Source organism: Serratia sp. CMO1 (assembly GCF_015689115.1).
Classification (GTDB): Bacteria; Pseudomonadota; Gammaproteobacteria; order Enterobacterales; family Enterobacteriaceae; genus Serratia; species Serratia marcescens.
This window is the reverse complement of the sequence record NZ_CP065032.1, coordinates 44565-65532: the sequence shown is the minus strand read 5'-3', so window position 1 is coordinate 65532 and position 20968 is coordinate 44565. Positions and strand designations below refer to the sequence as shown.

The following is a 20968-nucleotide window of genomic DNA, read 5'->3' as shown; positions in this document are numbered from 1 at the left end:
CAATGACAGAAATATTATTCGGCGAACGCCCGCCGGTAGCTGTGCGGGTGGAAGCGCCAGGTAATAGCGATCAGCACCACCACCAGCAGCGCATGGATTTGCCAGTCCAGCACGAAGCCGCCGCTGTAGTCGCGCAGCAGGCCGGAGAGGTAGGGCGTGACGCCCGCCAGCAGAAAACCGACGCCCTGCATAAAGGCCACCAGCCGCCCTGCCGCCGCCGGCTGGTGCAGGTGATCGAGCGCCAGCACCAGGCACAGCGGGAACGCGCCGCCCAGCCCCAGCCCGGAAACCAACACCCACAGCCACGGCAGCGTTTGCGGCAGGTAAATCAGGCCGATAAAGCCGATCAGTTGCATCATCAAGGCCAGCAGCAGCAGCGGCCGCCGGTCATGATTGCGCGCCAGCGCCGGCAGCAGCAACGCGCCCAATACCTGGCCGAAGGTCATCAGCGCCAGCAGCGAACCGCTGGCCTGCGGCTGCCAGCCAAGCTGCATGTAATACGGCGGCAGCCAGGCGATCAGGCTGGTATAGCCGCCGTTGATCAGGCCGAAATAGGCGCCGAGCAGCCAGGCGCGCCGGTTGCGCAGCAGGCTTGGGCCGCGGTGTTCTCCCGCCGCGCCCAGGCGAGACAGCCCCCGACTGACCGGCCACCAGGCCACTAGCGCCACCAGGGCCGGCAACGCCCACCAGGCCAGCGCGCTGTGCCAGTCGTGCCCCGCGCTCATCAGCCACGGGGTGATCGCCGCCCCCAGCCCGCCGCCGCCCATCAGCGCCGCCGACCACAGCCCGGCCACCAGCGCCATGCTTTTCAGGAAGTGATGCTTGATGATGCCGGGCATCACCGCCTGGATCACCCCGATGCCGAGCCCGCCCAGCACCGCGCTCATCAGCAGTTGCACGCTGCCGGGGGCCAGTTCGCGCCAAAGCGCGCCCAGCCCGATCGCCAGCAGGCTCAACGCCACGGCGCTGCGTTCGCTGAACAGTCGGTTGATGGCGCCGCCCGCCAGCGCCATCAGCCCCATCATCAGCACCGGCAGCGTGGTCAGCAGCGCCGCGCCGCCAAAACTCAGCCCGGTGGCCTGGCGCAACGTCGGCAGTAACGGGCCGATCGAAGTCAACAGCGGCCGCATGTTCAGGCCGATCAACACCAGCGCCAGCAACAGGGGATTGAACCAGCGACGTGGAGAAGGTGAATTAACAGAATGATTTAACACGGTATATTCCTGGTACTGCGAAATGAAGAGTGTGGCGTCACCGTGCGATCGCCGCAGCGTTGCGTTACTGTAGGCAACGCCGCTAGTATTGGGAAATTAAATAATAAAATAGCCAACAGTGGGAAAATGAATCGCTACCCGATGTTCAATCCGCAGCTGCTGCTCAGCTTCGTCGCCGTGTGCGACAGCAACAGCTTCACCCGCGCCGCAGAGCGGGTGTTTTTGTCGCAGTCCACCGTCAGCCAGCAGGTGCGCCGGCTGGAAGAGATGCTGGGCAAGCCGCTGTTTGAGCGTTCCTCGCACCAGGTGCTGCTGACCGAAGAAGGCGTCAAGCTGTTGAGCTACGCGCGCCGCATTATCGCGCTGAATGAAGAAGCCCATGACGCGCTGACCGGCATCTGGCGCGACGGCGTGCTGCGGATCGGCATGCCGGAGGATTTCGCCGTGCCCACCACCGAACTGCTGGCCGACTTCAGCCGCGAGCACCCGCACCTGCGGCTGGACGTCGCCAGCGGCCTGAGCGCCGATCTGCACAGCGCCTACGCGCGTGAAGAGCTGGATCTGATCCTGGTGAAACAGCGCCGCCGGCAACCGCCGCGCGCCGCGCGGCCGGAACCGCTGCTGTGGCTGGACAGCCTGGCCTTCCCGGCCATCGAGCAATCGCCGGTGCCGCTGGCGGTATTTCCACTGAACGGCCTGTACCGCGACGAGCTGTGCCAGGCGCTCGACAACCTCGGCAAACGCTGGCGCATCGGCTACAGCAGCGCCAGCCTGGCGGCGCTGACCGCCGCTTCGGCCGCCGGGCTGGGCGTCACCCTGCTGCCGGCCGGCTGCCGTTTGCCGACGCACCGGGTGCTGGGCGGAGCCGAAGGATTGCCGCCGATAGACAGCTTCGAACTGGCGCTCTACTACCGCGACGGCGCCCCTGCCGCCACGCTGGCGCTGGCCCAGCGGCTAACGGTGTTTTGCGGGCTGAAGTAAGGCAGCTTACGCCACTATCTGCGGATGTTCGTGCTGCAGCCAGTCGATAATCCGTACCCACAGCGCTTCTGTCTGCTCAAGGCAAGCCTGTACCGCCGCGTCCGTCACCAAGTCGCCGGAATAATCCGCCACGTTGCGCTGTTTTCGCAATGCATCCAGGCAGATCATTTCCTCTCGCGGCAGCCCTACGGTGAGCGGCAACGATTGGATCATGATCTGGTGATGGCCGGGTTTGCTGGTCAGCGTGCGGTATCCTTTGGCTTGCAAAGCGGCATTCGCCATTTGCATGACCGCTTTATATGCCGTGTCGAAACGGCTCTCATTGCTGAGCTGAGTGATACCCGCATCGCGTCGATTGCGAGCGGCGGCGGCCAGTAATTTTTTAATCGCCCCCGCGTCAGGCGTTATCACCTCCAGTCCCAGCCCGACCAGATTGTCCAGCGTCATCCTTGTCTCCCGCAATCCAAAGTTGGGGTTTCTGCATAATGTCCTGTATAAACGCGGAGTTCTCGGCCAAAGCCGCTCGCCACTCTTCTGGCGAGTACAGTTTGGGGTTAATTTCCCGACCCAGCGTTGCCTGCAGCGGGTAAACCGCCTGAATCACCTCCGCAAAAGACAGTTTGCCGACAATCAGAACATCGATATCACTGGCCGCCGTCGCTTTGCCACTGGCGACAGAACCAAAAATAAAAGCGCGTTCAATAGCTTCGCCAAACGCTGCCAATGTCTGCCTTAAGCACTCCGCCGGCCCGCAAACCTTGCGGAAAATCGCCGCCAGCTCAGGGAAAATCAGGCAATCGGCGTTGGCCTGATAGCAAATTTGGTTGCCCTGCCGCTGCCTGAGCAAGATGCCGCTCTCCGCCAACCTGCTCAACTCTTTATGTAAAGTGCCGGCCTGAGTTGCGGTGCGCCGCGCAATTTCCCGCACGTGAAACACTCGCCCGGGCTCAATAAACAGCAGGCTTAGCACTTTTCTACGGTATTCGCTGAACAGCAACTCGAGCATCGGATCGTGCATAACGCTAACCTCATGTAGCTTTAATGGCTACAAATGTAGCCATTAAAGCTACGAAAGAGCAAGCCAGGAAAATCCTTGCCCCGGCGCACGCCGGTCATTACCAAATCGAATAGTCACCAGTGGCAAATGTCGCTGCCAACCGGCCGGTTCCTCTCCTAAATTGGAGGATGTTTTCACCCCTCACCTCTGGATTAAGGAACCGAACGTGGAAAACCCTCAGCAACCGGGCCGCAGAGCCTTCCTCAGCCAAACCGGCAAACTCACCACCGCCTGCGCGGTGATCGGCCTGACAGGCGGCATGGCGCAGGCCGCTTCGCCTGGCGGCGAGCCGTGTGCGCCAACGCCGATGACCCTGACCGATCGCCACTACTGCCTGAGTGAGGTGCGGCTGGAAGACGGCTTTGAATACGACGGCGAAACGGTGATCGGCACCCGCACCGCGCTGTACACACTGGAGATCAAAGACGGCAAGATCGCCGCCATTCACGCCGCCAACGCCGCGTTGCCCGCCGGCGTGCCCCGCTATAAGGCGCAGGGCCAGCTGCTGCTGCCGGCGTTCCGCGATATGCACATCCACCTGGACAAAACCTTCTACAGCGGCCCGTGGCAGGCGCCGCGCCCGCGCCAGGGCAAAACCATCATGGACATGATCGCGCTGGAGCAGACGCTGATCCCGAAACTGCTGCCCACCTCGCAGCAGCGGGCGGAAAACCTGATTGCCCTGCTGCAGTCCAAAGGCAGCACCGTGGCGCGCAGCCACTGCAATATCGATCCGGTCAGCGGCCTGAAAAGCCTGGAGCACCTGCAGCGCGCGCTGGAAAACCACCGGGCGGACTTCAGCTGTGAAATCGTCGCCTTCCCGCAGCACGGCCTGTTGCACTCCAAGGTTGACGCGCTGATGCGCGAAGCGATGCAGATGGGCGTGCAGTACGTCGGCGGGCTGGATCCGACCAACGTCGACGGCGCGATGGAGAAATCGCTCGACGCCATGTTCCAGATCGCCCTCGATACCGGCAAAGGCGTGGATATCCACCTGCATGAAACCAGCCCGGCCGGGGTCGCCGCCATCAACTACATGATCGCCACCGTGGAGAAAAACCCGGCGCTGCGCGGCAAGGTCACCATCAGCCACGCTTTCGCCCTGACCACGCTGACGCCGGGCGAACTGGCGGAAACCGCCACCCGGCTGGCGGCGCAGCAGATCACCATCGCCTCCACGGTGCCGATCGGCGGCCTGATGATGCCGTTGCCGCAGCTCAGCGAGAAAGGGGTGTTCGTGATGACCGGCACCGACAGCGTAATCGATCACTGGTCGCCGTTCGGCACCGGCGACATCCTGGAGAAGGCCAACCTGTACGCCCAGCTGTACCGTGGCTCCGACGAGTATCACCTGTCGCGCGCCATGGCCATCTCCACCGGCGGCGTGCTGCCGCTGGACGATAAGGGGCAGCGCGCCTGGCCGAAAGCCGGCGACGCCGCCGAGTTCGTGCTGGTCAACGCCAGCTGTTCCGCCGAGGCGGTCGCCCGTCTGCCGGCGCGCAGCGCCACCTTCCATCGGGGGCGCCTGGTGGCCGGTCAGGTGAGCAAAGCCTAAGGTCGGTCCGCTGTTGTCATCATGATGGCCGTTTTTGGCCTTCTGTCCGAGTAAGGCGCGGCGCAAGATGGTCGCTACACACACTGGCGGAGGGCCGAAAATGTCACAGAGCGCGTTATTGATCATCGATGTCCAGCAATCATTCCAGCACCGTCCATTCTGGCAGGAGGACGATCTGCCGGCGTTTCAACAGGCTCTGACCCGCCTGATCGCGGGCTGCCGACAACGCGGCGCGGCGCTGGTCGACGTGCTGCACGTCTCGCCGCAGGGGCCGTTCTCACTGGCTTCAGGCCACGTGCAGCGCCTGCCGTTCCTCACCCACCAGGCGGATGTCACCGTGCATAAGCATGTGCACAATGCGCTGACCGAATCCGGCCTCGACGCCTGGCTGCGCGAGCGGGACATCACCCACCTGATCGTCTCCGGCATCCGCACCGAACAGTGCTGCGAAACCACCACCCGGGTGGCGTCCGATCTCGGTTATCGGGTGACTTTCGTCACCGAGGCGACGCTGACCTTCCCGATGCGCCATCCCGACGGCGAAGTCTTTACCCCCGCGCAGTTGAAGCGGCATACTGAAACCGTACTGGTCGATCGTTTCGCCCGCATCGCCAGCGTGGATGAGGCGCTGGCGCAACTCGCACAGGAGTAATCATGTCGCAGGCCGTCTATTTTCTGCTGTTGCCCAACGTGCTGTCGCTGGACGTCAGCGGCCCGGCGGAAACCCTGCGCCTCGCCGGGCAGTTCAGCCTGCGTTATCTCAGCCCGGCGCCGCAGATCGTCTGTTCCATCGGCATGACACTGAGCGGCCTGCAGCCGTTGCCCGAACGCCTGGACGACGGCGCTATCCTGGTGCTGCCGGGGGTCGGCGATTCGCAGCGCTATTTCGCCGGGGAAGAGGCCGAGCAGGCGCGTCGCTGGCTGGCGACGCTGCGGCCCGATCTGCAGCGGCAGCGCATCACCCTGGTGTGCATCTGTTCCGGCGCGCTGCTGGCGGCGCAGGCCGGGTTGCTCGACGGCTATCAGTGCACCACCCACCACGACGTTATCGAGCGTATCCGCCGGCAGGCGCCGGCGGCGCAGGTGAAAGAGAACCGCATCTTCGTTGAAGACCGCGGCGTCTACACCAGCGCGGGCATCACCACCGGCATCGATTTGGCGCTGCACCTGGTCCACCGCCACTGCGGCTCCGGCCGGGCGCGCGACGTCGCCCGCGACATGGTGGTCTATTTCCGCCGCGCCGGCGACGATCCGCAGCTGTCGCCCTGGCTGCGTTACCGCAACCACCTGCACCCGGCGGTGCACCGCGCGCAGGACGTGATGGCCGCCGAGCCGGAGGCCGACTGGTCGGTGCCGCAGATAGCGGAGAAGGCGCACGTCAGCAGCCGCCATCTGGCGCGGCTGTTTCGCAGCCACGTCGGCATCAGCGTACGGGAATATCATGAACAGCTGCGGTTGGCGGTGGCGCAACAGCGCCTGCAGCAAGGATATGGCTTGGAGAAGGCCGCACTGGCGGCCGGTTTTTCCTCCGGGCGGCAGCTGCGCCGCGCCCAGCAGCGCCAGCGCTCGCCGCTATGACACCAGCCGGCGGGTATCCAGCCGCTGCAGGCCGACAGACAGCAGCAGGCTGAGCCCCAGCGCCACGCCGAACACCCAGAAGATATCCAGCAGCGGGTGGCCGGTGAAATCCAGGTGCCGATTGCGCATCACGTTGACGATCAGGGCGTGAAAACCGTAAATCGCCAGCGAATGGCGGGAAAACGCGCTCAGCCAGCCGATCGGCTGCGGCAGACAGTGTTTCACCCACACCAGCAGCGCCACCGCCGCCATAAACACCAGCGGGCCGCTGTAGATGTAGTAGGTATCGGCGAAGTTGCCGTTGATGAACAGCTGATGTTTGGTGCCACGTGCGATCAGCGCCACGCACAGCGCAAATCCCAACGCCGCCAGCCAACCCACGGCGCGCCCGCGCGTCTCCATCATGCCAATCGCCCGCCCGGCCAACGCATACAGCAGGTAGTAGAAGGTATCGCCGTAGATATACAGGTTAACCGGCAGCAGATGCGCGTTGCCGAAGGTCAGCTTGTCGGTATTCGGGTTGGCGATCGCCGCCAACACCACCAGCGCGGCGGCCAGGTAGCGGCGCGACACCGGTTTGACGCTGATCAGCGGCGACAGCAGGTAAATCACTGCAATGGCGTAGAAAAACCACAGATGATAGAACACCGGCTTTTGCAAAATGCCGCGCAGCGACGGCCAGAAACCGATCTTGGTGAAGGCCGCGATGTAGATCAGCGCGATGGCGCTGTAGAACAGAATGCAGCAGGCGATGCGGGTGAAATGCCGCCGGCCGGCGTTCTTTTCGCCGAAGAACAGGTAGCCGGAAATCATAAAGAACAGCGGCACCGACACGCGCGACAGCGAGTTCAGCACGTTGGCTATATCCCAGTTGTGCAGCCCTATCGCCGCGCCGTTGGTGACGTAATAGGTGGTGGCGTGGATCATCACCACCATCATGCACGCCATCGCCCGCAGGTTGTCTATCCAGCCGATTTTCTCGCTCAAACGCTCGCCCGATCTTGTGTCATATTGATATGTTAAGAAGAGGTTATCGGGCACGGCGTTCGGCGACAACCCAAAAGCGAAATATCAGAATGCACTTAAACAACACCTTATGATTGCGAAGGTGAACAATTGGCGGCAAAATAGCCGCCACAACTCGCTCAGTTTGCGCTTCCCGCCCTGGCAGTTCCTTTTTCTCTTTTACTATCAGTACAATAATATGAAAACGACATTACCACCTGCGGCACGTTTGGGCCGACAGGCGCTTTTATTCCCTCTTTGTCTGGTGCTGTTCGAGTTCGCCACCTATATCGGCAACGATATGATTCAGCCGGGCATGCTGGCCGTCGTGGCGGATTTCAACGCCGGCGAAGAGTGGGTGCCTACCTCGATGACCGCCTATCTGGCCGGCGGCATCTTCCTGCAGTGGCTGCTCGGGCCGCTGTCGGATCGCCGCGGCCGTCGTCCGGTGATGCTGGCCGGGGTGGCGTTCTTTATCGTCTCCTGCCTGGCGATCCTGCTGGTCACCACCATCGAGCAGTTTATCGCCATGCGTTTCCTGCAGGGCATCGGCCTGTGCTTTATCGGCGCGGTCGGCTACGCCACGATCCAGGAGTCGTTCGAGGAGGCGGTGTGCATCAAGATCACCGCCCTGATGGCCAACGTGGCGCTGATCGCCCCGCTGCTGGGGCCGCTGGCCGGCGCGGCGCTGATCCACGTCGCGCCGTGGCAAAGCATGTTCGTGCTGTTTGCGGCGCTGGCGGCCATCGCCTTCTACGGCCTGTGGAAAGCCATGCCGGAAACCGCCACGCTGCAGGGTGAGGCGTTTTCCGCCGCCAACCGGTGGCGCGACTACCGCCTGGTGCTGGGCAACCGCCGCTTCCTGTGCGGCGCCCTGGCGATCGGTTTCGCCAGCCTGCCGCTGCTGGCCTGGATCGCACAGTCGCCGGTGATCCTGATCAGCGGCGAGTCGCTGTCGGCGCTGGATTACGGCCTGCTGCAAATCCCGGTGTTCGGCGCGCTGATCCTCGGCAACCTGACGCTGGCGCGTCTGACCGGCAAAAACAGCGTGGAGCGCCTGATCAAGCTGGGCGCGGGCCCGATGCTGCTGGGGCTGCTGATCGCCGCGCTGGCGACCCAGTTCTCCAGCCACGCCTACCTGTGGATGACCGCCGGCCTGAGCCTGTACGCTTTCGGCATCGGCCTCGCCAACGCCGGGCTGTACCGCCTGACGCTGTTCTCCAGCAATGTCAGCAAAGGCACGGTGTCGGCCACGATGGGCATGCTGAGCATGATGGTGTTCACCGTCGGCATCGAGCTGGCCAAGGTCGCCTACGTCTGGGGCGGCAGCGGGCTGTTCAACCTGTTCAACCTCATCAGCGGCCGGTGCTGGCTGACGCTGGTGGCGCTGTTCCTCGGCAAACGCCGCAACGGCGACCCCACGCCGCAGCCGAACGGCGCGGCGTAAACGCGACGATAAAACGCCGGTCCGGTTTCCCGACCGGCGTTTTTTATGCGGCTTCAGCCGAGCAACCCCCACAGTGCATACCCCGCTCCCACCACCGCCACCGCCAACAACAGCAACGCAGACAGGACAGAGATCGCCCGCCGCGCGCGCTGCAGCGCCGTTCCCGACAGCAGGGTGATATAGGTCAGCAAAATGGCGAAGTCCGCCAGCACCCACAGCGCGGTCAGCAGCGTCAGGCTGGCGCCGATCGAGGGGGTGACGGCGATGAACTGCGGGAAAAAGGCGACGAAGAAGATAATGTCTTTGGGGTTGGCGATGCCCACCAGAAAACCGTTCAGGATCGCCGGGCGTTTTTGCGGCGGCGCAACGGGCTGCGCATCGGGGGCTCGCGCGGATAAATCCTCATACAGCGAGACGATCGCCATACGGCCAATAAACAGGCAACCCAGCAGGCCTATCCACTGCAGCAAGCGCATATCCACGGCGAACAGCCCGGTGATAATCAGCGCGGCGACGCCGATCAGCAACAAGGAGGCTCCGTTGCTGCCCAGCGCGGTCAACAGCGCGCGCCGGGCGCCAAAGCGCGCCGCGGTGTTGGCCACCACCATCACCACCGGCCCCGGCGTGGCGATCAGCAACAAAATGGCGGCGAAATACGCCGCCAGCAACGATAGGTTCATCTTTATTTCACTCACATTCAGTCAGTTGGCGTCGCGCCATTATCATGCCGCCGCCCCCGCCTTGAAAAAGGAGTAATACTGTCGTTTACTGTGAATCAGACTCATTATTAGAGACGCCGCGATGGCCAGTTCCCTTCCGCCGCTTTACGCCCTGCGCGCCTTCGAAAGCGCCGCCCGCACCGGCTCGTTCACGCTGGCCGCCGAGGAGCTGCATCTCACCCCGAGCGCCGTCAGCAAGCACATCAAAACGCTGGAGCAGCACTTCGGCTGCCGGCTGTTCCAGCGCAACGGCCCGCGTATCGAGGTCACGCCGCAGGGGAAAATCTTCGCCGCCGAGCTGCAGCAAGGGTTTGGCCGCATCGAGCAAGCCTGCGAGCTGTTCAGAAGCCACCGCGATCTGCTGCGGCTGAAGGCGCCCTCCACCCTGACCCTGCGCTGGCTGCTGGACTGCCTGAGCCGGTTCCGGCAAACGGCGCAGGCGTTCGAGGTGCAGGCAGCCAGCGTCTGGATGGACATCGACAGCGTGGATTTTTTCAGCGAACCCTACGACTGCGCCATCCTGCTCGGCAACGGCCATTTTGGCGCCAACACCGCCGCCGCCAGGCTGTTCGACGAATGGCTGATCCCGATTTGCGCCCCCGCGCTGCTCGCCGACGGCCAGCGGGATCTCGCCGCCTGCCCGCTGATCCACCCGTCGCCCGATCGGCGCGACTGGCGGCGCTGGCTGCAGAAAAGCGGCATCGCGGCCCCGATCGATCTCATGCGCGGCCAGGTATTTGATTCGCTGGAACAGGGCAACGCGGCGGCCATCGCCGGGCACGGCGTCTCGATCGGCGATCTGGCGCTGAGCCTGCGGACGATTGAGGAGGGATTATTGGTGCTGCCTTGTGACGTCGCCGTGCGCACCGGCGACGGTTACTATCTGGTTTGGCCGGAAGAATCGGCAAAACGGCCGCTGATCGAACGCTTACAGGCATTTCTCGCCGCCCAAACGCCCGACGTCAGCCGAGCCGCCGTCAGGTTTATCGGGTAGGGGACTCGCTACCGAACAGCCCGCCGTCGCGCAGCAGATGCTCGTTGCCCTTGCGGCGGGTAAAGCCGCTGCGATCGAAGAACTCCAACACCTGGATCGCCAGCTTGCGCCCGACGCCGAGCCGATCGCGGAAATCGGCGGCGTTGGCGCCCCCGCGCTCCGCATCCAGCTCGCGGATCAGCGCCGCGAACTGATCGATGCGTCGGCTGAGGTAGTAGCGATCCACCACCACCGCCGTCACATGGCCCAGCTGGGCCGCCTTGCGCAGCAGCGCGCGCACCCGGCTCTCCTCTTCGCCCAGCTCGCTCGCCAGATCGCGCACCCACCACGGCTCGTCGCCGAACAGCGGTTCGATGCGCGCCCACAGCGGCGCCTCTTCGGCGCTGAACGCCAGGCCATGTTCCGGCAGGTGCAGCCAGCCGCGCGTATTGCGCAGCGCGCCGGCCCGCAGCAGCCGATCGATCATCATAAACACCAGCGTTTCCGGCTGCTGAGGCAGGGCCATGCGCCGCAGGCGGGCGCGCCCTAAGCCCAGCTGATCGGCGTGCTGTTGGTGATAGTCCGTCAGCACCTGCAGCAGGCGGCTTTCCGCCTGTTGCACCTGATCCTGCGCCAGCGCCCGGTCACCGACGATCAGCAGATCGCCGTTCGCCAACAGCTCGTTCAGGCCATCGTCCGTCAATTGTCGCGCCCAGGCGAACGCCGCCAGCGACAGCGCGCCGTGCGGCAACTCAAGCGCCAGCGCCTGCGCATCGTCTTGCGCCTGCGCCAAGGCCTGCAGCCATACCAGATAGTCCGGCTGACGCTTACCGCGCTTGGGCGCATTCAGTTTCAGCACCCGGGCCGCGCCCAGCGTTTGCCGCGCGCCGATATCGCGCAGCACCAGCCGATCGTTCTGTGCCAACCACAGCGGGCGATCGAGGATCAGTTCCGCCAGCCCGTCGTTCAGCAACGAAATACGCCCGGTGATGTGGCTGGCGGCATGGTGCAGATGCAGCGGCTGCCAATGGCGGATCGGCCGATCCGTCTCCAGCGCCACCAGAATGCGTTCCGCCGCTTCGGGCGGGCGCTGCGCCAGCAGCCAATCGCCGCGCGCGATCCGCTCTTTATCGACATCGCCACTGATGTTAAGCGCGATGCGCTGCCCGGCCTGCGCGTGTTCCACGGTCTGATTCTGGGCATGCAGGCCGCGCACCCGCACCGGTGCATCGGCGCCGGTCAGCCACAGCGTATCCCCCACCTTCACCCGGCCGCCGAGCGCGGTGCCGGTCACCACCAGCCCCGCCCCTTTGACGCTGAACGCGCGGTCTACCGCCAGGCGAAAACGGCGCGTCAGCGCATGCTCGCCGGGCGACAACGCCAGCAAATGCGCGCGCAGCGCCTCGATGCCCACTCCCGCCGCCGCTGCGGTCACGAACAGCGGCGCATCGGGCCAGCCCTGACGCGCCAGCTCGTCACGCACCTGAACTCGCACCTCATCGATACGCGCCGCCTCCACCCGGTCGGCCTTGGTCAGCGCCACCGTCAGCGCCGGGCGCCCGCTCAGGCGCAGGATCGCCAAATGCTCGCGGGTCTGCGCCATCACGCCGTCGTCGCAGGCCACCACCAGCAGCGCATGGTCGATGCCGCCGACGCCCGCCAGCATATTGGCGAGGAATTTCTCGTGGCCGGGCACGTCGATAAAGCCCAGCACCCGGCCGTCCGGCTGCGGCCAGTAGGCGTAGCCCAGATCGATGGTCATGCCGCGGCGCTTTTCTTCCGGCAGGCGATCCGCGTTGATCCCGGAGATCGCCTGCAGCAGGGTGGTTTTGCCATGATCGACATGGCCGGCGGTGGCGATGATCATGATGCGCTCAGCGCGTCGATCAGCGCCCCTTCCTGTTCCAGACAGCGCAGATCCAGCCACAGCCGGCCGTCGCCGAGGCGGCCGATCACCGGCTGCGGCAGACGGCGCCAACGTTCCGCCAGCGCCTCCAGCGTGGCGCCGCGGCCGTCGCGCGGCGTGAAGGTCAGCGCATAGCTGGGCAGGCGATCCACCGGCAGCGAACCGCTGCCAATCTGCGACCAGCAAGGTTCGGCGCGCAGCTCGAAATCGGCGGTGAACCGCGGCGTCAGCGCCGCCAGCAGCCGCTCGGCCGCCTGTTGCATCTCCTGCTGCGGGCGGGTCAGCAACCGCAGCGTCGGCAGTTGCTCTGCCAGTTTTTCCGGCTGCAGATAGAGCCGCAGCGTGGCCTCCAGAGCCGCCAGCGTCAGCTTGCCGACGCGCAGCGCGCGTTTGAGCGGGTGCTGCTGCAAACGGGCGATCAGCGCCTTTTTGCCGACGATGATGCCGGCCTGCGGGCCACCCAGCAGCTTATCGCCGGAGAATGTCACCAGATCGACGCCGGCGGCCAGCAGCCGCTGCGGCATCGGCTCGGCGGGCAGGCCGTACTGCGCCATATCGATCAGCGAACCGCTGCCCAGATCGGTGGCGGTCGGCACGCCCTGTTCGGCTCCGAGCTGCGCCAGTTCGGCCTCGTCGACCGCCGCGGTAAAGCCCTGAATGCTGTAGTTGCTGGTGTGCACTTTCATTAACAGGCCAGTCTGCTCATTGATGGCCTGGCGGTAATCCTTCAGATGGGTGCGGTTGGTGGTGCCGACCTCCACCAATTGACAGCCGGCCTGGCGCATCACGTCGGGAATGCGGAACGCGCCGCCGATTTCCACCAACTCGCCGCGCGACACCACCACCTCTTTGCCGGGGGCGATCGCCGCCAGCATCAGCAGCACCGCCGCCGCGTTGTTATTGACGATGCAGGCGTCCTCCGCGCCGGTCAGCCGGCACAGCAGATCCGCCACCGCCCGATCGCGATGGCCGCGCCCGGCGCCGTCCAGATCGTACTCCAGCGTCACCGCCTCCCCCATCACCGCGCTCACCGCATCTTTCACCGGCTGCGCCAGCAGGGCGCGCCCGAGATTGGTGTGCAGCACGGTGCCGCTGAGGTTGAACACCGGCAATAACGCCGGGCGTTGCTGCCGGGCCAGCTCGGCCCGCAGCGCCTGCGGCCAGTCGCCGCACCAGGCCGGCAAGCGTTGCTGTTGCTTGATCGCGTCGCGCGCCTGGGCCTGCAGCCGGCGCAACAGTTCACCGATCAGCGTCTGGCCATGCTGCGCCACCAGCGGTTCAATCGCGGGTTCACGCAGCAGACGGTCGATGGCGGGCAGTTGACTGTAAAGAAGGTGGGATTCAGTGCTCATGGTCGCTCGGTTTTCAATTTAGACGTATCGGCATAGCAAGACCCCGCCGCGGCGGGGAGAAAAAAACTCAAGGCGGCGCCGTGCGGGCGAAACTTTCGCGGGCGAACAGGCGTTCGGCCAGCTTGACCAGCGTTGGGCGCTCGACGCACCAGTTGGGCAGGATGCGGCGGAAATTGAGGTAGCCCAGCGCGCAGCCGGTGGCGATATCCGCCAGCGTCAGCCGCTCGGCATTGAGCCACGTTTTTTCCCGCGCCAGCGCCTCCAGTGCGTCCAGGCCCTGCGTCAGCTTGTCACGCTGGCGCAGCATCCAGTTTTCGTCCTGTTTTTCCGGCGCGCGCCGGCTTTCGCGAAACAGGGTCGCCGCCGCTTCGGTCACGCCGTCCGCCAACGCCGCCACCTGCCGAACGCGCAACGCGGCGGCGCGTTCGGCCGGCAAAAACGCCGGCTCCACCGCCAGCAGCTCGAGGTATTCGGCCACCACCGGCGAGTCGTAAAACACCTCGCCGTCATCGGCGATCAGCACCGGCACCTTGGCGAGCGGGTTCAGCTCCTTCACCCGGCTGCCGGGCTCATACGGCGGATCGTTGACGAATTCGAACGCAATCCCCTTCTCCAGCAGCATCACGGAAATCTTGCGCACAAAGGGGCTGGTGTAACTGCCGATAAGCTTCATCCGGTCTCCTCCGCTTCGTCCTGGCCGCGGCGTCCTTACTTCACCGCCAGGGTATCGATAATCCGCTGCACCAGCGCCTGATGCACTTCCGGCGTTTTGGCCGGCGACAGCATTTGCAGCGTTACCACCCGTTTGTTGAACACCGTCAACACCAGGGTGGAGACCACCTTTTGCCCGTTGACGGTCTGTTCGGTATCCACCCGGCGAAACTTCTGTTTGCCGACGCTGAAGTTCTCTTCTTTGGTGGTCTGGATATTCTGATAGCGCTCGGCCAGCACCGTGATGGCGCTCTGCGTCAGCTCTTTCAGCATTTTGTCGCTGGTATTGATCTTCATGCCGTCAGGCGGGATCACTTCGGACGAAACCGCGCTCTGGCGCGACTTGCCGTCAAGAAAGCGCTGAATGGTGGAGGTGCTGTCGTTGATGATGCCGCTGTTCAGCGTTTGATCGCTAAAGCCCGGCGGCAGCTCGAAGGTGATCTTGCCCTTCTGCAGCGACACGTTCAGCCCCGGCGGCGCGGGCGGGGTTTCTACCGGCGCAGGCGGCGGCGGTGGCGCGGGCTGCGTCACGGTCGGTTTGGTGTCGGGTGGCGGCACCGCCGGTTTGGTGTCGTCCTTGTTGTCGCAGGCCGCCAGTCCGATCGCCAACACGGCGACCGCGGTCAGTTTTGCCAGGGTGTTTAACATCGTGGTTCCTTTCGCTTGGCGCGTTATGGCCTAAACGTAGCAACTCGCCCGGGCGATTGCCAGAAGCCCGTGCTGAAATTGCTGGTCCGGCCCCGCGCGAACGGGGCCGGGCGGTTACTCCGCCGGGAACAGGAACGGATTGATGCTGCTGCGGCCGAAGCCTTCTTCTTCCATACGAGCGTCCAGCACCAGCGAAGCCAGATCGTCGGCCACTGCTTCGACCTGCGGGTCTTTTTCCTGATAGAGGATTTTCAGGTAAGTGCCGCAGTCGCCGCAGCTTTCCGCCTTCACCGCCGCCTGTTCGCTGTCCAGCGACCAGTAGTTGAGATCGCGGGTCTGCTCGCAGTTGCTGCACTTCACCCGCACCACGTGCCATTCGCTTTCGCACAGGTTGCAGTGCAGATAGCGCAGGCCGTTGACCGTGCCGATGTGCACCATGCTGGAGACCGGGATGCTGCCGCACACCGGGCAGAACTGACGCTGCTCGCCGTATTCGGCGCGCGCCTTGCCAGGGATCAGGCTGGCCATCTGCGCCCAATAGAGCGACAGCGCGGCCCAGAGGAACGGCGCCTTTTCGCTGCCCACCTTGCCGAACTCGCGGTTGAGCAAGGCGTCGGCCATCAGCTCCAGCTCGTGCGCCGAGGCCTTCTCCAGGTTGTCCAGCACCGCCAGGATATGCTCCGGCGCCTGCGGGCGCAGCTCGGCGATCAGCGACGTCAGCAGCTTGCGCCAGTGCTCGCTGCGCGGGAACACGCTCAGATCGAGCGGCGGTTTGCCGCTGGCGGCGCCCTGCGCCAGCGCTTCGCTCAGATCGAGCTGCAGCGGGTTATCGTGCAGCGCATGCTGCTGCGCCTGCGCCAGCTCGGCGGCGAAGTTCAGGTAGTCGCCCAGCGGATTGTCGACCGCCAGCTGACGCAGACGATCGGCGCGGCGGCTGTACAGGCTTTTCAGGTTGGCGAAAAGTAACGGCGGGATGTTCTCCGCCGTTGTGGACTTCTCACGCTGTGCCCCTAACTGCTCTTTAGGAACGATGCGGATACTCATCAGGGTTTATCTTCCTGTCGTTTCTCGCGGACCTCACGGTACCAGCGCGGATGATGTTTCTTGGCCCAGGCCGCCGGCACCCAGCCTTCCACCATCGCGGTAATGGTGCCTTTTACCCACAATGCGGCGTAAATGTGCACCATAATCACGATGATAAGGCCGACCGCGGCCAGCGAATGCACCAGCAGCGCGATGCGGATCAGCGGGATGGAGAACGACGGCGCAAAATACGGCCGCCAGATCACCACGCCGCTGGCCAGCAGCAGCACCAGGCTGATAATCGCCGCCCAGAACACGCACTTCTGGCCGAAATTATAGCGCCCGGTATCACCCACTTCCTCGTTCATGGCGATTTTGTGGATGTTCTTGGCCCAGACGATATCTTCCCGGTTGATCAGGTTATGCTTCCAGTAGCGCAGGAACATCAGCAGGAACGCGGCAAACATGATCACCCCGACAAACGGGTGCAGAATGCGCGCCAGCTGCGGCGTCCCGAAGATGTTCATCAGCCAGTTGAAGGAGGGGAAGAAGAACCCCAGCCCGCTGATGGCGGCGAACACGAAACAGAACGCCACGATCCAGTGGTTGATGCGCTCCGGCGCGCTGTAACGCTGAATGGGCTTTTCCTTTCTCATTTGCGCGTCTCCTCGTCGTGCGACTCGTCGTGCTCGTCCTCATCCTCGACGCGGTTAGGCCCGACGCCGACATAGTGGAACACGCTGGCCGCGAAGGTGGCGGCAAAGCCGATGGCCGCCAGGGGTTTCCACACGCCCTTCCAGAAGGTCACCGCCGGGCTGATGCTCGGGTTGTCCGGCAAACCGTGGTACAGCTGCGGTTTGTCGGCGTGGTGCAACACGTACATCACGTGCGTGCCGCCCACCCCCGCCGGATCGTACAGACCGGCGTTCTGGTAGCCGCGGGTATTCAGCTCGCTGACGCGATCCGCCGCCACCTGCTTCATCGCTTCCTTGGTGCCGAAGTGAATGGCGCCGGTCGGGCAGGTTTTCACGCAGGCCGGTTCCTGGCCGACGTCCACGCGGTCGACGCACAGGGTGCACTGGTACACCCGGTTGTCATCCTTGTTCATGCGCGGCACGTCGAACGGGCAGCCGGCGATGCAGTAGCCGCAGCCGATGCAGTGCTCGGACTGGAAGTCGACGATGCCGTTGGCGTACTGAATGATCGCGCCTTCCGACGGGCAGGCCTTCAGGCAGCCCGGATCGGCGCAGTGCATGCAGCCGTCCTTGCGGATCAGCCATTCCAGCTTGCCGTTTTCCTCCACCTCGGAGAAGCGCATCACCGTCCACGACTTGGCGGTCAGATCGGCGGGGTTATCGTACACCCCGACGTTGTGCCCCACTTCGTCGCGGATGTCGTTCCATTCGGAACAGGCCACCTGACAGGCCTTGCAGCCGATACAGGTGGTGACATCGATCAGTTTGGCCACTTCTTCCTGGTGGTCACGGGCGCGCGGCGCCGGCGTGAAACCATTGGTGGCGGATTTACGAATGATGTCTTGAGATTGCATGGCCATAATTCGTCTCCGTTACACCTTTTCCACGTTGACCAGGAACGCCTTGAACTCCGGCGTTTGCGTATTGGCGTCGCCGACGAACGGCGTCAGCGTGTTGGCGATAAAGCCTTTCTTCGCCACCCCTTCGTAACCCCAGTGGATCGGGATGCCGATGGTGTCGACTTCCTGGCCGTGCACCTGCAGCGTGCGAATACGCTTGGTCACCACCGCCTTGGCCTTGATGTAGCCGCGGTTGGAGCTGACTTTCACGGTATCGCCCTGCTTGATGCCCTTCTTCTCCGCCAGCTTTTCGCCGATCTCCACGAACTGCTCCGGCTGGGCGATGGCGTTCAGCCGCGCGTGCTTGGTCCAGTAGTGGAAGTGCTCGGTCAGACGATAGGTGGTGCCGACGTAAGGGAACTTGTCGGATTTGCCCATCGCCGCCAGATCGTCCTTGAACACGCGCGCCGCCGGGTTGGACACCACGTTCGGGTGCAGCGGGTTGGTGCCGAGCGGCGTTTCGAACGGCTCGTAGTGTTCAGGGAACGGCCCTTCCGCCATCTTGTCGGTGGCGAACAGGCGGCCCATGCCTTCCGGCTGCATGATGAACGGCCCGACGTCGCTGCCCGGCGCGGCGGTGCTGTAGTCCGGGATATCGGCCCCAACCCACTTGGCGCCGTCCCACTCCAGCAGCTGGCGTTTCGGATCCCACGGTTTGCCCTGCGGATCCGCCGAGGCGCGGTTGTACAGAATGCGGCGGTTGAGCGGCCATGCCCAGGCCCAGCCCAGCGTATTGCCGAGGCCGGACGGATCGGCGTTGTCGCGCCGCGCCATCTGGTTGCCGGCCGGCGTCCAGCTGCCGGCGAAGATCCAGCAGCCGCTGGCGGTGGTGCCGTCGTCGCGCAATTGCGCGAACGAGCTGAGCAGTTCGCCTTTTTTCACCAGCACTTTGCCGTCGGCATCCAGCAGATCCGCCAGCGCCTTGCCGTTGTTCTCCTGCGCCACCTCTTCCGGCGCCGGGTTGTCCGGCGTCAGGTAGTCCCAGGTCATGTTCAGCACCTGCTCAGGCACCGCGCCACCGTCGCGCGCATACATCTCGCGCAGGCGGCTGAAGATGCCCGCCAGGATCTCGCCGTCGTTCAGCGCTTCACCCGGGGCGTCCGCGCCTTTCCAGTGCCACTGCAGCCAGCGGCCGGAGTTGACGATCGAGCCGTTCTCTTCGGCGAAGCAGGTGGACGGCAGGCGGAACACTTCGGTCTGGATCTGCGACGGATCCACTTCGTTGAACTCGCCGTGGTTCTGCCAGAAGTTGGAGGTCTCGGTGTTCAACGGATCGATGGTCACCAGGAACTTCAGCTTGGACAGTGAAGCCACCACCTTGTTTTTGTTCGGGAACGACGCTACCGGGTTAAAGCCCTGGCAGAAGTAGCCGTTGACCTTGCCCTGCGCCATCATCTCGAAGTACTGCAGCACGTCGTAGCCTTTGTCCCACTTCGGCAACCAGTCAAAGCCCCAGCTGTTGTCCTTCTGCGCCTTGTCGCCGTAGAAGGTCTTCATCATGCTGACGAAGAATTTCGGGTAGTTGCCCCAGTAGTTCACCTGGCCCGGCAGCAGCGCCTTCGGCGTGTTAGCCTTCAGGTAGGTGTCGAGATCGGTCTGTTTCTCCGACGGCAGCGTCAGGTAGCCCGGCAGGCTCTGCGACAGCAGGCCGAGATCGGTCAGACCCTGGATGTTGGAGTGGCCGCGCAGCGCGTTGACGCCGCCGCCCGCCATGCCCATGTTGCCGAGCAGCAGCTGGATCATCGCCATGGTGCGGATGTTCTGTGCGCCGACCGAGTGCTGAGTCCAGCCCAGGGCGTACAGGAACGAAGCGGTCTTATCCGCCACGCAGGTTTCGGCGATGTATTCGCACACCTTGAGGAAATCGTCCTTCGGCGTGCCGCAGATGTTGCTCACCACGTCAGGCGTGTAGCGGCTCACGTGCTGCTTCAGCAGGTTCCACACGCAGCGCGGATCCTGCAGCGTGACGTCGCGCTTGGCGAAGCCGTTCTCGTCGAACTGGTAGTTCCAGGTGGTTTTGTCGTACTTGCGGTTTTCCGCGTCGTAGCCGCTGAACAAGCCGTCTTCGAAGGCAAAGTCTTCCCGCACCAGCAGGCTGGCGTTGGTGTAGGCCTCGACGTATTCGCGGTTAAATTTGTTGTTGGTCATCAGATACAGCAACACGCCCGACAGGAAAGCGATGTCGGTCCCGGAGCGGATCGGCGTGTAGAAGTCCGCCACCGATGCGGTTCGGGTAAAGCGCGGATCGATCACGATCAGCTTGGCATTGTTGTGTATTTTGGCTTCCATCGCCCAGCGGAACCCCACCGGATGCGCTTCCGCCGCATTACCGCCCATGACGATAATCAAATTCGCGTTCTTGATATCAACCCAGTGGTTGGTCATCGCACCGCGACCAAATGTTGGAGCAAGACTTGCTACCGTTGGTCCGTGTCAGACACGCGCCTGGTTGTCTACGGCAAGCATGCCGAGAGCGCGACTAAATTTTTGCGACAGAAAACCGGTTTCGTTGCTGGCGGCCGAAGCACACAGCATGCCGGTGGTCAGCCAACGGTTGACGGTAACGCCCTGATCGTTGGTTTTGATGAAGTTGGCGTCACGGTCTTCTTTCACCAGCTTGGCGATGCGGGTAAAGGCGTCGTCCCAGCTGATGCGCTGCCATTTGTCCGACCCCGGCGCCCGGTATTCCGGGTACTTGAGGCGGCTTTCGCTGTGGATGAAGTCAACCAGGCCGGCGCCTTTCGGGCAAAGCGCGCCGCGGTTTACCGGGTGATCCGGATCCCCTTCGATATGGAAAATGCTTTCTTTGGCGTTTTTGGCGCCATCACCAAGGCTGTACATCAACAGCCCACAGCCGACGGAACAATACGTACAGGTATTACGGGTCTCGCGGGCGCGCAGCAGTTTGTACTGCCGGGTTTCCGCCAACGCCACTTCGGGGGCAAAGCCCAGCGCGGCCACCGTCGTTCCTGCCATACCGCCAGCGCAGATCTTAAAGAACTGCCTTCTGCTGACCTGCATGGGGGTCTCCTTTACTCTCGATTGTCACATTGTTCAAATGCGCCTGCCCGCTAGCGCGGCAAACGCGAATGTCACTGTTGTTATGCTTGCTACGAACGCCGGCCATATTACCACAGCGTGCTTGTGGTTGTTACACACTCGTGCTCATTCAGTGAACGCATTGGCACATTTCGATACATTTCGA

Annotated in this window: 19 protein-coding genes; 6 read left to right on the top strand and 13 right to left on the bottom strand. The window is 63.8% G+C overall.

The features are described 5' to 3' along the window. Window positions 1-14: 14 nt before the first annotated feature. Complete coding sequence (locus IT763_RS00285; protein WP_305792063.1) at window positions 15-1130, bottom strand: cyanate transporter; 1116 nt, start codon at window positions 1128-1130, stop codon at window positions 15-17. A gap of 210 nt (window positions 1131-1340) precedes the next feature. Here IT763_RS00285 and IT763_RS00280 point away from each other — a divergent pair, with 210 nt between their 5' ends. Next, entirely contained in the window at window positions 1341-2195 is an 855-nt protein-coding gene (locus IT763_RS00280) for a LysR family transcriptional regulator (protein ID WP_033639068.1), read from the top strand. Window positions 2196-2201: 6 nt separating this feature from the next. On the opposite strand, the gene IT763_RS00275 is transcribed toward IT763_RS00280, so the two are convergent. After that, on the bottom strand, window positions 2202-2642 hold the full coding sequence (locus IT763_RS00275; protein WP_033639069.1) for a hypothetical protein: 441 nt from the start codon (window positions 2640-2642) through the stop codon (window positions 2202-2204). After that, window positions 2593-3213, bottom strand: coding sequence for a nucleotidyltransferase domain-containing protein (locus tag IT763_RS00270; RefSeq protein WP_206195059.1), 621 nt, complete (start codon window positions 3211-3213; stop codon window positions 2593-2595). Before IT763_RS00270 ends, IT763_RS00275 begins: the two co-directional genes overlap by 50 nt. Window positions 3214-3418: 205 nt before the next feature. Between IT763_RS00270 and IT763_RS00265 the strand changes: the two genes are divergently transcribed. The 3 genes from IT763_RS00265 (at window position 3419) to IT763_RS00255 (ending at window position 6385) form a co-directional block, all read left to right on the top strand. Then, a complete protein-coding gene (locus IT763_RS00265; RefSeq protein WP_049299608.1) occupies window positions 3419-4807 on the top strand; it encodes an amidohydrolase family protein in 1389 nt (462 codons plus the stop codon). A 100-nt stretch (window positions 4808-4907) separates the two neighbouring features. Next, on the top strand, window positions 4908-5459 hold the full coding sequence (locus IT763_RS00260) for a cysteine hydrolase family protein (protein WP_016929556.1): 552 nt from the start codon (window positions 4908-4910) through the stop codon (window positions 5457-5459). A 2-nt stretch (window positions 5460-5461) separates the two neighbouring features. Next, entirely contained in the window at window positions 5462-6385 is a 924-nt protein-coding gene (locus IT763_RS00255) for a GlxA family transcriptional regulator (RefSeq protein WP_049299609.1), read from the top strand. Here the strand turns inward: IT763_RS00255 and IT763_RS00250 are convergent. Further along, window positions 6380-7372, bottom strand: coding sequence for an acyltransferase (locus IT763_RS00250; protein WP_197759014.1), 993 nt, complete (start codon window positions 7370-7372; stop codon window positions 6380-6382). The two genes, IT763_RS00255 and IT763_RS00250, sit on opposite strands and share 6 nt — an antisense overlap. A 217-nt stretch (window positions 7373-7589) precedes the next feature. Between IT763_RS00250 and IT763_RS00245 the strand changes: the two genes are divergently transcribed. After that, window positions 7590-8837 (top strand): MFS transporter, encoded by a 1248-nt coding sequence (locus IT763_RS00245; protein ID WP_206195058.1) that lies wholly within the window; start codon window positions 7590-7592, stop codon window positions 8835-8837. Between the two features lie 53 nt (window positions 8838-8890). Here IT763_RS00245 and IT763_RS00240 read toward each other — a convergent pair whose 3' ends face one another. Then, on the bottom strand, window positions 8891-9517 hold the full coding sequence (locus tag IT763_RS00240) for a LysE family translocator (protein ID WP_143778366.1): 627 nt from the start codon (window positions 9515-9517) through the stop codon (window positions 8891-8893). Window positions 9518-9638: 121 nt separating this feature from the next. Here IT763_RS00240 and IT763_RS00235 point away from each other — a divergent pair, with 121 nt between their 5' ends. After that, a complete protein-coding gene (locus IT763_RS00235) occupies window positions 9639-10550 on the top strand; it encodes a LysR family transcriptional regulator (protein ID WP_206195057.1) in 912 nt (303 codons plus the stop codon). Here IT763_RS00235 and selB read toward each other — a convergent pair. The 8 genes from selB to fdnG form a co-directional block, all read right to left on the bottom strand. Further along, window positions 10540-12396 (bottom strand): selenocysteine-specific translation elongation factor, encoded by a 1857-nt coding sequence (selB, locus tag IT763_RS00230; protein WP_206195056.1) that lies wholly within the window; start codon window positions 12394-12396, stop codon window positions 10540-10542. The genes IT763_RS00235 and selB overlap by 11 nt on opposite strands. Next, complete coding sequence (gene selA / locus IT763_RS00225; RefSeq protein ID WP_016929563.1) at window positions 12393-13787, bottom strand: L-seryl-tRNA(Sec) selenium transferase; 1395 nt, start codon at window positions 13785-13787, stop codon at window positions 12393-12395. Before selA ends, selB begins: the two co-directional genes overlap by 4 nt. Window positions 13788-13854: 67 nt before the next feature. Beyond that, window positions 13855-14460 carry a glutathione S-transferase gene (locus tag IT763_RS00220; protein WP_004934025.1) on the bottom strand — a complete coding sequence of 202 codons (606 nt, stop codon included), beginning with the start codon at window positions 14458-14460 and terminating at the stop codon, window positions 13855-13857. A 35-nt stretch (window positions 14461-14495) separates the two neighbouring features. Next, on the bottom strand, window positions 14496-15146 hold the full coding sequence (locus tag IT763_RS00215) for a DcrB-related protein (protein ID WP_117287571.1): 651 nt from the start codon (window positions 15144-15146) through the stop codon (window positions 14496-14498). Window positions 15147-15260: 114 nt separating this feature from the next. Next, window positions 15261-16190: a formate dehydrogenase accessory protein FdhE gene (gene fdhE, locus IT763_RS00210; RefSeq protein WP_033639080.1), complete on the bottom strand. Its 930-nt coding sequence runs from the start codon at window positions 16188-16190 to the stop codon at window positions 15261-15263. Then, window positions 16190-16825, bottom strand: coding sequence for a formate dehydrogenase cytochrome b556 subunit (fdoI, locus tag IT763_RS00205; protein WP_004934017.1), 636 nt, complete (start codon window positions 16823-16825; stop codon window positions 16190-16192). The genes fdhE and fdoI overlap by 1 nt, the downstream gene beginning before the upstream one ends. After that, window positions 16822-17724 (bottom strand): formate dehydrogenase subunit beta, encoded by a 903-nt coding sequence (gene fdxH / locus IT763_RS00200; protein ID WP_206195055.1) that lies wholly within the window; start codon window positions 17722-17724, stop codon window positions 16822-16824. Before fdxH ends, fdoI begins: the two co-directional genes overlap by 4 nt. Before the next feature lie 12 nt (window positions 17725-17736). Further along, window positions 17737-20784, bottom strand: a complete 3048-nt coding sequence (fdnG, locus tag IT763_RS00195; RefSeq protein ID WP_154871863.1) for a formate dehydrogenase-N subunit alpha — start codon at window positions 20782-20784, stop codon at window positions 17737-17739. Window positions 20785-20968 lie beyond the last annotated feature (184 nt).